Here is a 13,812-nt window from a genome sequence, read left to right as displayed (position 1 = left end):
CATGGCCATGTGCTGATTCGCCGAGGGGGGTTCGGCGAACCGTTCGAGCACAAGTGAGCTGACTGTACAGCGGCACTGAATGGTTGACCAGACGGCTACGCCACCGCACAGACACCGAACAGCGCGAACCGGACCCGCGCTGGTGGAGGGGTGACCCAGGGGTGGCCTGCGGCTGCGGACCGCGACGTGTCCGAACGAACCGACCTACCAAAAAACGCCGTAGCATCGAATGGTTGACTCCGCTCGACCGGTTTCCGTCCGATCCGACACACGGAACCGCGGGAGAAGGAGACCGATGATGCAGGCACGCTTGGCGGCGTGGCTGGTACGGCTGGGACCACCGCCACTCGCCACAGGAATCGCGGTCGGCGTCGGGTTGATCGTCATGGAGACGCTGCTGGTCTTCCCGCTCCGGCACATCGCCGCCGTGGAGGCCCTGGCCATCGTCTACCTGCCCGGTGTCCTCGTCGTCTCCACGGTGTGGGGCCTGTGGCTGGGTGTGGCGACGTCGATCGCCAGCACGATCGCATTCGACTTTTTCTACACTCCGCCGGTCTGGCAGTTCGAGACGGAGGACTGGCGGGACTGGCTCGGGCTCTCGGTCTACCTCATGGTGGCCGGGGTCGCCAGTTCGGTGGCGCAGCTGGCCCGCGCGGGGGCGATCGAGACCATCGAGCGGCGCCGGGAGAGCGACGCGGTCGCCGAGGTGACCCGGCTCATCCTCGGCGCCGACGATGTACGAGCGGTCCTTCCGGAGGCCTCCGCCCGGATCGCGCAGGCCATGCGTCTGCCGTACGCGGCGATCGAGCTCGACGCCGTACCCCCGCACGAGGGCCGGGTGCAGCTGCCGCTGCAACCGGGCGCGCTCGTCGTGTCCGCGGATCTGCCGGACCGTGTCATGGGGCGCCTGCGCGACGGTGTGGTGCCCGGGCTGGCGACGGTGTTGCGGGCCGGCAGGACGCTGCAGGCGAGCCGGACTGAATTGGAGGCGCTGCTCACGCAACAGGCGGCGTTGCGGCGGGTGGCGGAGCTCGTGGCCCGCGGCGTCGCTCCGGCCAAGCTGGTCGCCGCGGTTGCCGCCGAGGCAGCTGAACTGTTCGACGCGGACGCCGTCCGAGTGCTGCGCCGGGAAGGCCCCAGTACGGTGACTGTCGTCGCCGAGTGGAGCAGGAGGCCGGGAGTCCTGCTGCTGCTGGGCAAGCGGCTCGACGTCTCCGGTGGAGTCACGGACCTGGTGCTGCGCGACGCCCGTCCGGCTCGCCTGGACTCCTACCAGGACAGCAGCGGCCCAGTCGTCGACATCGCCCATGCCGAGGGCCTCCGCGCCTCCGTCGGCGCGCCGATCATCGTCGACGGCCAGGTCTGGGGTGTCCTCATCGGATACTGGGGCTGGACCGGTCCACCGCCCTCCGGCACCGAGCATGAGCTCGCCCAGTTCACCGACCTCGTCGCGACCGCGATCGTCAACACCGAGAGCCGTGCGGAGCTCACCGCGTCACGGGCCCGCCTCGTCTTCGCCGCGGACGACGCTCGCCGCGGCATCGAACGCGAACTCCACGACCGTGTGCAGCAGCGGCTCATCTCGCTCGGGCTCGAGTTGCGCGTGGCCGAGGCGCTGGTCCCCGAGGAGCTCGGCGAGCTGCGGTCCCGGCTGTCGGACACCGCCGCGGGGCTGGCCGGCGCCTTCGAGGCCCTCCAGGGGATCGTCCGCGGCATCCATCCGTCGCTGCTGTCCCAGGGCGGGCTCGTCCCCGCGGTCAAGGCGCTCGCTCGCCGTTGCCCGGTCCCGGTGACGGTCCGCGGCGGGCCGCATGGTCGCCTGCCAGGCTTCGTCGAGGTCGCCGCCTACCACGTGGTCGCCGAGGCGCTCGCCGACTCGGCCGAACACGCGGGAACCTCGGCGATCGAGGTCGAGTTCGGCGTCATCACCGAGGAGTCGGCAACGGACGCGACCGTGCAGGACGAGGTCCTCAGCGTGAGGATTCACGACGACGGCGAGGGCGGCGCGGACCGGGATGCCGGTCTGGCCGGTGTACGCGACCGCGTCGAGGCACTCGGCGGGACGCTGACGCTGACGAGCCCCGCCAGCCGAGGCGCGACCGTCGACGCGCGGCTGCCGATGGGCGGCCAGGACCGCCGGAGTTCGGAGGCCGACTGGTCATTCGGTGAAACCTGAACAGGCACACCGGTACGGCCGCCGAGCTGCCGCTGGCCGGATCCAATACGGCGAGAAGTCCCCCTCACGCCCAGCGCGTTGTGGCCAGCGCCTGGTCCGTGATCGACATGGCGGAACGCAAGCCGTACCGGCGTGCGGGACCGCGCGGCTGGGCCTACGGGGCCGGTCGCTGCTCGGGGGCGCCGTCCGCGGCCGTGAGCGGTATGTCGACGGTGAGACGGGTACCGGCGCCGTGTGGGCTGTGCAGGGTGATGCGGCCGCCGAGTGCTTCGACGCGGTCCTTGAGACCGAGGAGGCCGGTGCCGTGGGTGAAGTCGGCGCCGCCGATGCCGTCGTCCTGGACGGTGACGCGCAGGGCGGGGTCGGTGATGATGGTGACGGCGATGGTTGAGGCGTGGGAGTGTTTCGCGGCGTTGGTGAGTGCCTCGGCAACGATGTAGTAGGCGCTGACCTCGATCGGTTCCGGTAGCCGTCCCACGCTGTGCAGGTTCAGCTCGACGGGGATCGGTGAGCGGCGGGCGAGTGCGCGCAGGGCCGGGCCGAGTCCGCCGTGGGTGAGGATCGAGGGATGGATGCCGCGCGCGGTCTCGCGGAGCTCGTTGGCTGCGGTGGCGGCTGTGGCGACGGCCTGTTCGAGTTGCTGAGCGAGCGTGTCGAGGTGAGGTGGGAGCGCTGCCTGGGCCGCGCGCAGCTGCAGAGCGAGCGCGATGAGGCGCTGTTGGGCGCCGTCGTGCAGGTCACGTTCAATGCGTCGGCGCGTCTGGTCGGCGGTGGCGACGATGCGGGCGCGGGAGGTGGTGAGCTCGGCACGGCTCTCGGTGTTGGCGATCGCGGTGGCCACGAGCTCGGTGAAGTCGCCCAGACGGTGTTCGGTGTCCTGGGGCAGCGGCTGATGCCGGGATCCGACGCCGATGGCGCCCCAGAGCGCGCTTTCGACAGCGATCGGGCTGGCGACCGCCCAGCGGCTCGGGATGTGAAGGTCCGCCCAGTTGGGCCGGGCCACGTCGCGGCGGGCCGCCCGGCCGGTGGACTGGACCGATGCCAGCACCGAGCCGGCGTCGAGCTTGGCACGTGGAGCTGATCGTGGGACTTCCAGCGGGTAGCCTCCCATGACGGTCACCTCGCCGTCCGGCTCGAACCGGACGATTGCCGTGTTGTCGGCCCCGAAGAGGGCAGCGACCTCCTCTGCCACCGCGGTGAAGACGGGGCCGGGGCCGGCGCCCTGGGCGACGAGGGTGGCGACGCGTCGGAGGGCGGCCTGTTCCCTGGCGATGCGGCGGTTTTCGGCGTAGACGTGGGCGTTGTCGAGGGAGACGGCGAGTTGACCGGCGATGAGCTCGACGGCGTCGAGCCGGTCGGTGGTGAAGGCGCCGCGGATGAGGCGGTTCTCCAGCAGGAGCACGGCGCGGAGGGTGCCGCGGCTGACGATCGGCACGGCGAGCAGGGAGCAGCAGGTGACGTCGGTGAAGTAGGGGTCGCGGGAGAAGCGGTCGTCGCGGGTGGCGTCGTCGACGACGAGCGGGGCGTGTGTCCGTTGGGCGTATCGCAGGACGGACAGTGGTGCGAGTTGTTCGTGGCCGGGGCCGGCGACAGGGACGACGCGGCCGGGTGCGGGCAGGAGCCATTCGTGTTGGTCGTCGCTGCGCATGAGGAGATGTACACCGGTGGCGCCGGTCAGCGCGCTGAGGACGTTGACCAGGCGGGTGTGGAGTCCGTCGATACTGGTTTCGGAGCTGAGTGCCTGGGAGGCGGCGACGATGCCGAGCAGGTCGATCGTGCCGGTCGTGACGGTGGAGCGGCGGCGGGACAGGTCGGCCGCCGGGCCGACGTTCGGATCGGGCTGGAGCCGCAGTTTCGGGTAAGCCCAGTCCAGTTGGGTGACTTTCGCGATGGCGCCCCATTCGAGGTATTCGCGACGGGCTTCGACGAGCAGGCCGAAGCCGGAGCGTTCGACGCCGTGGTCGAGGAGGAACCGGGCCGCGCGTTCGGAGATCAGGGCGCGGTGCCATGGGCGCTCCTGCTCGGCGACGCCGCGCAGCGCGGCGTCGAAGGCGCGGACGGCGGCGCGGAAGTCACTGACCGCCCAGGCCCGTTCGCCCTCGAGCAGCCGCACCAGGTGTTGGAAGTTGGGCGGCGCGTCCCTGGCCCGGGCGGCCATCCAACGCGTCTCCTCATCCAGTTCACGCAGCAGCCCGTCCCGTTCTCCCCCGGCGGCGGCACGGACCTGCCCGGCGAGTGCCAGCCCGTGCAGCACATGGACCAGGGCTGCGATGTACACGCCCGGGGAAGCCGGCAGCAGCGGCATCGCCGCTGTGGCGTGCCGGGTCAGGCCGGCCGGATCACCGAAGACGGCGGCGGCGAGCGCGCGGGTCGCATGCGCGTGGAGCGCGGCCAGCGGGTTGCCGGCGTACCGTTCCGCCGGCAGTGCCTCGCCGGCCGTGCCGGAGCGGCCGCCGCGCAGCACGCCGACCAGCCACCGGTAGCTGTCGAGCGTTTCAGCGATGTGCGCGCCGCCGGTCTGCTGCGCGAAGGCCAGCCCGGCGTCCACCTCGGCCAGGCAGGCGTCCAGCGGTGCGCAGTCCAGCAGGGCCCCGCTGATCACGAAGTACGTGTGCAGGGCGTTGGCCAGCTCGCCCCCGGCGATAAGCCCCACCCGGGCCCGCCGAGCCTCCTCGACACTGCGTTCGACCGGTTCGCACCAGCAGCTCAGCAGTGACGACAGGAAGCGCACCTGTGAGGTCTCGGGCTCATAGCCGCGTGCCTCACCCATTGCCAGGACCCGCCGCATCACCCGCCACCCGGCGGCGTAGTCGTTGTAGGTCTCCATGGCGGTGAAGGCGGTGTGGCTGGCCGGGCCGAGCAGGGAACGGGCGGGACCGTGCTCGATCCAGATCCGCAGCGACTCCAGACTCAACCAGTCGAAGGTGGCTTGGTCGGCGGCGAAGTAGACCGCCCCCAGGATCGCGCTGATCAGCCGGGACGCGGCGAGCAGCGTCGGGTCGGTGAGGTCCGGCCGGGCCAGCTCATCGGCGTCCTCGGTGCGCTCCAGCCACCGGTACAGAAAGGTGATGTGGTGGTCGAGGGCCGCGGCGAGCCGATCCGCGGCCGGGACGGCGAGGCCGAGCTCCCGCAGCGACTCCAGGCCGAGCGCGATCGCCTCCGGGCTGCGGTTGCGGTGCATCAGGCTGCGCGCCTGCACCACCGTCGCGTCCACACGATCCAGGGCCGTGGGACACAGCCCCTCGATGGTGCGGTACTCCTCGTCCGCCTCCTCGAGGCGGCCCACGCTGTACAGGGCGCGGTGGCGGGTGGTGCTGACCTCGACGAGCGTGGTGGTGTCGCCGGGATCGATGAGCGGTACGGCGGCGGCCAGCAGCGCGTTGACCAGGACGTAGTCGCCGATCAAGGCCGCCTGGCCGGCGGCTCGCCGCAACAGTCCCACCACCTGCCGGCGCTCATCGGCATCCTGTACGGCGTCGATCACCGGCAGGTACTGCTCCGCGGCCGCCGCGAACAACTCCGGCACGCGCGCCAGCCGCCGCGCCATGTCCAGATGCAACGTGGCTCGCTGCCCCGGTGTCAGCCCGTCCAGGACCCCGTCGCGGATCCGGTCGTGACGAAACCGCACGCCCTGATGCGCACCGGGCTCCATCACGAGCAGCCCCTCGGCGAGCGCCGGCGCCAGCAGCTGTTCCAGCACGCCGTCCGGTACACCGGTGGCGGCCTGCAACAGGCTCAGCTCGCTCCTCCCGCCGAGACACGCCATGGCCTCCACCACCCGTCGCGACGGCCCGGGCACCGCCGCGACACCCACCGCCGGCAACCCGGAAACCTCCGGCCGGTCCAACCGAGCCCGCACAGACGCCGAATCCCACCGCCACCCGGCAGCGGTCGCGGTCAGCGCACCGTCGCGCCGCAGCGCATTGAGCAGCTCCACCGTCTCGTACGGATTGCCGGACACAAACGGGTCGAGCAGCTCCACCAGGCGGGCCGCCTCGGCCCGCGGCACGCGGAGCATGTCCGCGACGAGGGTGACCGTGCCGGGCACAGGCAGGTCGACCAGCCGCAGGTGCCGCACCCCGGCCTGGTCCTGCCACCGACTCAGCGGCGCCGTCAGCGGATGGGCCGCGTCCACCTCACCCTCCCGATAGGCGGCCACCAGCAACAGGCCCTCGACCGGCTCCTCGCTCAGCATGAGATCGACCATGCCCAGCGGCGTGCGCCCCGCCCACTGCAGGTCGTCCACGAACACCACCATCGGCCGCTTCCGCGAGGCGACCGCCCGCAACACCTCCGCCGACGTGCGCTGCACCCGCGCCTGCGCGGTCAGCGGATCGCCAGGATCGGGCGGCACCCCCAGCAGCGCCGCGAACCCCGGCACGACCGCGGCCAGCTGGCCGGCGTTCGGCCCGGCCGCACGCAACATCCGCTCGCACACCTCGGACAGCTCGTCCTCCGGCTCGGCCAGCAACAGCTGACCCAACCCGCGAAACGCCTGAACCAACGCGTCGAACTCCAGGTCGCGCCGGTACCGGTCGAACTTGCCCGTCACGAACCAGCCGTCGCAGCCGGTCACCACCGGGCGCAGTTCATCGACGAGGGCTGTCTTACCAACCCCTGCAGCCCCGCTGATCAGCACCCCACGGCACCGACCGGCCAGCGCCTCCTCGAACGCCGCCGTCAGCGCCGCCACCTCCGCGTCGCGACCCACCAGGTGCGACGGCGGCATCAGCCGCAGCGGAACATCACGCTCGCCGACCCGCAGCTCGGCCGCCGGGCCGGCGTCACGCAACCGCTCCAGGTCGTACACCAGGCCATCGGCCGTCTGATACCGGTTGCCCGGCTCCTTCTGCAGCAGGTGCATGATGATCTCGGACAACGGCGCCGGCAGGGCCGGGTTCACCTGAGCCGGCGGCACCGGCACCCGAGCGAGATGATCGTGTGTCAGCCGCAGCGGGTCGCCGGAGCCGAACGGCGGCTCACCCGTCGCCAGCTCGTACAGCGTCGCACCCAACGCGTACAGGTCGGCCCGCTGATCCACCGGCCAGCCGGTGCGCCCGGTCTGCTCCGGCGCCAGGTACGCCAGCGTCCCCACGATCTCACTGTGGTGGGTGAACTCCGGGCGGATCTGCGCCAGTGACGAGGCCAAGCCGAAGTCGACCAGGCACGGCGCGCCGTCCCGGCAGATCAGGACGTTCGCCGGCGTGATGTCACGGTGCAGCACATCCCGGCGGTGCATTCCCGCCACCGCGCGGGCCAGCTCCGTCGCGAGCGGGATCAGGTCCGCGACCGCCAGCGGCTTCGTCAACGCACTCAGGCTCGTGCCGCCGACATCGGCCATGCAGACCGACCCCGGACACCGCGGCGCCTCCGCCAGCTGTGCGACGCCCCGGACACCGCGCAGGCGCTCGAGGATCGCGACCTCGTGCTGCACCCGCTGCGACGCGTCCGGCCCCAGCGGCTCCTTGCAGATGACCACGCGCGCACCGACCGACACCCGACTGACCCTCGTGCGCTCACTCTCGTGGAGTACGCGGTCAGGCGGAACCCGGCCCGCTACGCCTGCTCCCATCCGGCACCTCCGCGGACGGTCGAAACCCCACCTCTACGGTACTGACGCCCGTTTCCGGGTGAGTGCGGTTCCAGCCGCCCGTCCGCGACACCATCAGCGCCACCGCTCCACAGCACGCTGCGAGCGCGGACTGCGCGCACTTCCGTGGTGCCGCGCGTCGACTCCTACCGCTACGTCGCCGGCGCCTACGTCCTCACGGCTCCATCCCAGTCCGCGCTATGCGGCTGGCTGGCATCCGGCGTTCCGGTCTGGTCGCCAACCGCACGTATCGGCGGCCAGACTCCGCCGTTCGGTTGGTCCTGACGGCGTGGGCGATTGCCTATGCTCGCGCGATGCGGGACGTTGATCTGGCGATCGACTACGGTACGTCGAACACGGTGGCGTTGCTTCGCTGGCCCGACGGCCGGACCCGGCCGCTGCTGTTCGACGGCACACCGCTGCTCCCTTCGGCCGTGTGGGCCGACGACACAGGGCGACTGCTGACCGGCCGCGACGCGCTACGGTCCGCCCGGCACGACCCGGCCCGCTACGAACCCAACCCCAAGCGGCGCATCGACGAGCTCGAGGTCCTGCTGGGCGAGACGGCGTATCCGGTACAGCAGCTGATCGCCGCCACCATCGGCCGGGTGGTACGCGAAGCGGAGCAGGCGGCCGGCGGGCCGATCGGTCCCGTCACCGTCACGCACCCGGTGGCCTGGGGTCCCGCCCGGCGCGCGGTCCTCGCCGCGGCGGCGGCAGACGCCGGCATCACCGATCCGACATTCCTCGCCGAACCGGTCGCGGCCGCCACCTACCTCGCCGGTCTGGCCGGCCGGCAGGTCCAGCAAGGACAGTGCGTCCTGGTGTACGACCTGGGCGCCGGCACCTTCGACGCCACCGTCGTCCGGCGCACCGAGACCGGCTTTGAGGCGCTCGCCTACCGCGGCCTGGACGACGTCGGCGGTCTCGACCTCGACGCCGTCGTCGTGCAGCTGGCCGCCGCAACCGTCCGCCCCGAGGAGACGGACCGCTGGCAGCAACTGCTCGACCCGACCGACGCCGAACAGCGCCGCCAGCGCATCCTGCTGTGGCAGGACGCCTGCGACACCAAGGAACTGCTCTCCCGCCAGCCGGGCACCGCCATGCACATCAGCGGCCTGGGCCGCGACGTGATGGTCACCCGCGCCGAGTTGGAGGAGGCCGCAGCTCCACTGCTGCGGCGCACTGTCTACACCGCGGCGGCGACCCTGCGCGAGAGCCGCCTGGCCGAGGGACAGCTCGCGGCGGTGTTCCTGGTCGGTGGCGGCAGCCTCATGCCACAGATCGCGACGATGCTGCACCGCGAGCTGGGTCTCCCGCCGGTGATCCTGGAGCAACCCCAACTCGTCGTGTGCGAGGGCGCCCTGACCGGCAGCCGCACGCGCCCCGCTCCAGCACCGCCCACGCCCGCACCGCCCACGCCCGCACCGCCCACGCCAGCACCGCCTGCGCCCACACCGCCTGCGCCCGCGCCGGTGACTCCCCCACCCCTGGTGGCTGCACCCGTGGCGCAGCGGCCGGCGGCGCCCCCGCCTGAGCGTGCCGGGAAGGGGCCGCTTGCCACCTGGCTCGCCGCCGGGACCGCCGCGGCGGTCCTGCTGCTTGCCCTGGCCATCACCGCCGCCGTCGACGCGCACTTCGACGTCGACGACGCCCCCTTCCCGTGGTGGCTCGCCCCGCTCATGGTCGTGCAACTCGTCGCGGCCGGTGAGCTCGTCCGAAGGCTGGCCATCCCGTGGGCCTGGGTCCTGGTGGTGCTGCTCGTGGGCGCCGGGCTGACCATGCCGGCAGAGGACGACATCAACTCGCTGCCTGCGCTCATCCCCGCCGCGCTGCTCGCCGTCACGGCGCTGTTCCTCCGCCCCGGCCGCCCGACGACCGTCCGGGGCGTGGCGTGGGCATTCGGCGTCCCCACCATGGCCGCCCTGATCCCGCTGATCGTCCTCTCGATCGTGTCCCGCGGCGACGGCGGCCCCGCGCCACTGATCGCCGCGCTCGTCCCGACAGCGCTCGGCATCGCGGGCGGCATCGCCCTCGTCCGCGCCGTCAACACGCGCCGCGACGCAACCCCCGCCCCTGCGGCAGCAGGCTGACCGGCTGACCGCCGCCGCAGACCGCGCGAACAGCACCGTACGCGGTAGCTGTCGGCGGCGAGTTCGGTGGCACCCGCATCAGCGAACGGCGCACCCGCGTACAGGAGTCACGCAGCCCCGGCAGTAGCGTGTGAGCGCCGCGGTCGTCGTGCAGCGGATTCGATCCGTTGACCGCGACGGGCTGACTCCGCGGTGGCGACGTCCTCGGCAGAGCCCTGCCACGGCCTGCTGCCACCGCTCGCTGCCACGGCCGGGGCACCGCCCACAGGTACACCATCCTGGGGCCACCCCGGCGCCCGACGGTTACGCCTCCGAGACCGTGGTCGGGCAAGGGTCTGGCCGTCGCGCACGGAATCGCACGGTGGCGCCGGCTGACGGCACGCACTTGGCCTCCGAGCCGTCGCAACCCTGGCATTTCCCTTGTCGAGCGGGTCGCCCGCTCCGCCGGCGGCCGAAACGTGAATTGCTTCACCATCGTCAGCCCTGACCGTGCCGAACCGGGCCCCACGCCTGCAACATATGCAGACCGAAGGCGCGATTCGGGCATAACGCCGTCTGTTCGCGCCTCGACATGGTCGCCGAAGGCCGGTGACCGGCCGGACGTCGCGAGCGGGTGGCCGCTGCCGTCCAACCGAGGAGAAACGGACGACAACCTGCGCACCATCTTCATAGCGCTACGCGAACGCAACTTCCGGATCTGGATGGGCGCCGGCTTCGTGTCGGTCAGCGGCACCTGGATGCAGTCGCTCGCAGTCAACTGGTACGTGCTGCAGGCCACGGGATCCGCCGGCCTGATGGGCCTGACCGTGCTGCTGCAGTCACTGCCGGTGCTGCTGCTGAGCCCCTGGGCCGGCGCGATCGCCGACCGCCTGCCCGGCCGGCCGCTGTTGCTGTGCACCCAGCTGATCCATGCCGCACTCGCCGCGTCACTGGCCGCCGTCACCTGGAGCCACGTGGGTGGCCTCGGGCTCGTGTACGCCATCTCCGCCGTGGGGGGTGTCGTCAACGCCGTCGAGGGGCCCGCAATGGGTCGGTTCGGCTCCACGATCGTCGCGCCGGCCGCGCTGACCAACGCATTGTCGCTCGGCTCACTGGTCAACTCGTGCGGCCGGATTCTGGGCATGGCACTGGGAGGCATCGCGGCCGCGACGGTAGGACCGGCGCTGCTCTTCGCCGCGAACGCGGCCAGTTTCCTGGGGGTGGTCATAGCGCTGCTGGCCATCCGGCCCCACCACGGCGTCTCCGGCGCGGCGACCGCGCCGCCACACGGCAGATCGCTTTCCTCGAGCGTCCACGACGTCGAGGTCGCGATCGCCCACGGGGTCCGGGCCGGCCTGCAGTACCTGCTCCGGCAACCGGTCATCCTGATCACGCTCGGCCTAGCAACGGTGCTCGGCAGCCTGGGACGCAACTACCAGGTGACCATGGCGGCGATGAGCAAGGGTCCGCTGCACATCGGGCCATCCGGCTACGGTCTGTTGTCCATGTGCTTCGCGGTCGGCACGGTGCTCGGCTCACTCATCGCGGCCTGGCGATCGGACCTGGGCTATCAGACGCTGATCGGCACCGGCCTGGCCACCAGCCTGCTGCAACTCTTCTCCGGGCTGTCGATCGGCGTGTGGAGCTTCGCCGCCACGATGCTGCTAATCGGCGCCGGCGCGGTGCTGATCGACACCACGGTGTCCGCTCGCGTGCAGCTGGACACACACACGGAGATGCGCGGCCGGATGCTGGCCGCCATGTCGGTGACGGGTTCGCTCGCCGGAGCCCTCGGTGCTCCACTGCTGGGCTGGCTCTCCGAATGGGTCGGCCCGCGCCAGACCCTCGTCATGGCCGGCGCGCTGACCGCGGCGGCGTGCATCGCCGCGGGCATGGCCCTCAAGGGTGCGCGGCACCGGTGGCCCGCACCGGTTCACCCCGAGCCGGCGGCATCCTGACCGCAGCCTCCGGGCAGCGCCGATTCGGCGCAGATGCGCGCCGGTGTTCGAGACGGCCGAGAATCACCCGAGGACCGCGGCGCGCAGCGGCAACGACCCATGCCCAGCAGCGACCGTCGACCACCCGACGCCGGTTCGCCGATGTGCTTGCGATGGTCCTCCGCACCCGCCGCTTACCCGCTCACGGACCGGGTAGCGGGCCGGTGGCCCGCGTATCCGACCGGAGGGAACGGCATGACCACCACCCGACACGAGCAGGATGTCGTCGATCTTCTGCTCGCCCAGCACAACGAGATCAAGGCGCTGTTCGCGGACGTGCGTACCGCCCAGGGCGAGGCGAAGGAGCAGGCGTTCCAGCGTCTGGTCCGGCTGCTCGCCGTGCACGAGAGCGCCGAGGAGCAGGTCGTGCACCCGGCGGCCCGCCACCAGGCCGGCGACGCGGTCGTCGACGCCCGGCTGCGGGAGGAGAGCGAGGCGAAGCACGTGTTGTCCGAGCTGTACGACCTCGGTGTCGACGGTCCCGGATTCGAGGCGAAGTTCGCCGAGCTCGAGCGTTCCGTGCTCGCCCACGCCACGTCCGAGGAGCGCGACGAGTTCCCCGAGCTGCGCCGCAACACCGACCCCGACCGGCTTCGCCGCATGGCCGGCGCCGTGCGGGCCGCCGAGGCCGTCTCGCCGACCCGTCCGCACCCCGCCGCCGGTGAGTCTCCGGTGGCCAACGTGGTGCTCGGTCCGCCGGTCGCCGTGTTCGACAAGATGCGCGACGCGATCCGCGACTGGCGGCAGTCGCACACTGACTGACGACCCAAACCACGGCCGGGCCACCTCGCGGGGTGGCTCTGCCGTGCGCTTCCCGGCCGGGAGCGCCGCCGACGGCCGCATTGACTTTGCCGATGCCGGCCCTACTTCGATGTAAGCCCGATGAAATCTTCGACACGTATCGGTGCTCGCGGCGACCGCCGTGGTACACCAGGCACACGACCAGGTCCGAGTCCATCACCTCGGACACCAGGACGGCGCAGTGCGGTTGCCCGCTCACCGCCGCCGCGAGCGCCGCGCGTCGGCAACATCCTGGTCACCCTTGCGGGGTACTACCGCCACCCGCCGGTCGGCGACGGGCACGATGGTCGCCTCAACCGCTCGCGGTCACGAGGAGCGTTTCGTAGCTCGTGCCCACCGGGTCACTGCGCTCCGAGTTCGGCGGCGTCGCGCAGGACGACGCGCAACGGGTTCGTGCCGTGCATCGTCGGCAGGTCGCGGGGCAGTCCGGGACGCAGCGCCGGGGCCACCGCCTCGAAGACCGGTCCGAGGGCAGCGTCGTCGAACTCGCGGTAGTCGTCAGTCGCCTGCAGCCAGACGCCGCCGCTGGCGAGTGGGCGTACCTGCGTGAACGCGCCACTGTCCCGCAGCCGGGACACGCCGCCGAGGCGGGGCAGCAACTCCTCCGGGACGATCGTCACCCACGAATACCCCCGCAGGTACTGCCGGCACTCGTTGAGGGCGTACTCGCGGTACCGGGCCACGAACGGCATCGTGGTGGGCACCGCATCCTCCAGCGCTGTGCGTCCCCCGTCGTAGTACAGGCTGATGTGACCGAACCCGGGGTTGACGCGGTCGGCGAAGGCGAACAACGCCTCCAGCCACAGCCGCTGCTCGTCGAGCCCGGTCGCCGGGTCGAGAAACGACGACACCAACGGATTGCCGGACAGGGCCAGCCACCCCGGCGACTCACTCGCATTGTGGGTCACGTCCAGCACCAGGCTCTGCCAACGGCGGGCGCCCCGCGATCTCCGCAGTCACGCCGTCCCGAGCCTGACCGGCCGGTGACGGTCAGGCTTTCGTTTGGGCGGCAGGCCGATGCCGATCAGGATCAGCGTCACCGTACCGCCGCACACCACGCAGCCGGCAACGACCCACTCGACGGCGCGTGCAGCGGGCGGAGCTGGCCGAGGGGAAGATCGCGGCGGTTCCGCTGCTGATCGTGCGGGACCTGAAACGGCACTATTGACACGACGG

6 protein-coding genes are annotated in these 13,812 nt (G+C 71.8%); 4 read left to right on the top strand and 2 right to left on the bottom strand.

From position 1 onward, the window contains the following. The first annotated feature begins 295 nt into the window (after positions 1-295). Positions 296-2,176, top strand: coding sequence for a DUF4118 domain-containing protein (locus tag ACFY3L_RS01520; protein WP_389317370.1), 1,881 nt, complete (start codon positions 296-298; stop codon positions 2,174-2,176). 154 nt (positions 2,177-2,330) lie between these two features. Here ACFY3L_RS01520 and ACFY3L_RS01515 read toward each other — a convergent pair whose 3' ends face one another. Then, positions 2,331-7,673 carry an AAA family ATPase gene (locus tag ACFY3L_RS01515; protein ID WP_389317367.1) on the bottom strand — a complete coding sequence of 1,781 codons (5,343 nt, stop codon included), beginning with the start codon at positions 7,671-7,673 and terminating at the stop codon, positions 2,331-2,333. A 407-nt stretch (positions 7,674-8,080) separates the two neighbouring features. On the opposite strand from ACFY3L_RS01515, the gene ACFY3L_RS01510 reads away from it, so the two are divergent. From ACFY3L_RS01510 to ACFY3L_RS01500, 3 genes are all read left to right on the top strand, one after another. After that, positions 8,081-9,859, top strand: coding sequence for an Hsp70 family protein (locus ACFY3L_RS01510; protein WP_389317364.1), 1,779 nt, complete (start codon positions 8,081-8,083; stop codon positions 9,857-9,859). A 701-nt stretch (positions 9,860-10,560) separates the two neighbouring features. Further along, complete coding sequence (locus ACFY3L_RS01505; RefSeq protein ID WP_389317362.1) at positions 10,561-11,796, top strand: MFS transporter; 1,236 nt, start codon at positions 10,561-10,563, stop codon at positions 11,794-11,796. A gap of 234 nt (positions 11,797-12,030) precedes the next feature. Further along, positions 12,031-12,597: a hemerythrin domain-containing protein gene (locus ACFY3L_RS01500; RefSeq protein WP_389317359.1), complete on the top strand. Its 567-nt coding sequence runs from the start codon at positions 12,031-12,033 to the stop codon at positions 12,595-12,597. Between the two features lie 380 nt (positions 12,598-12,977). Here the strand turns inward: ACFY3L_RS01500 and ACFY3L_RS01495 are convergent, their stop codons facing one another. After that, complete coding sequence (locus tag ACFY3L_RS01495) at positions 12,978-13,544, bottom strand: type VI immunity family protein (protein WP_389317356.1); 567 nt, start codon at positions 13,542-13,544, stop codon at positions 12,978-12,980. Between the last annotated feature and the right edge of the window lie 268 nt (positions 13,545-13,812).

This window comes from Dactylosporangium sp. NPDC000521, from assembly GCF_042898305.1.
Classification (GTDB): domain Bacteria; phylum Actinomycetota; class Actinomycetes; order Mycobacteriales; family Micromonosporaceae; genus Dactylosporangium.
This window is presented reverse-complemented; position numbering and strand designations above follow the sequence as displayed.

Coding starts and splice junctions, on each gene's coding strand:
- ACFY3L_RS01520 (WP_389317370.1), top strand. CDS start 296: ATGATGCAGGCACGCTTGGCGGCGTGGCTGGTACGGCTGGGACCACCG.
- ACFY3L_RS01510 (WP_389317364.1), top strand. CDS start 8,081: ATGCGGGACGTTGATCTGGCGATCGACTACGGTACGTCGAACACGGTG.
- ACFY3L_RS01505 (WP_389317362.1), top strand. CDS start 10,561: ATGGGCGCCGGCTTCGTGTCGGTCAGCGGCACCTGGATGCAGTCGCTC.
- ACFY3L_RS01500 (WP_389317359.1), top strand. CDS start 12,031: ATGACCACCACCCGACACGAGCAGGATGTCGTCGATCTTCTGCTCGCC.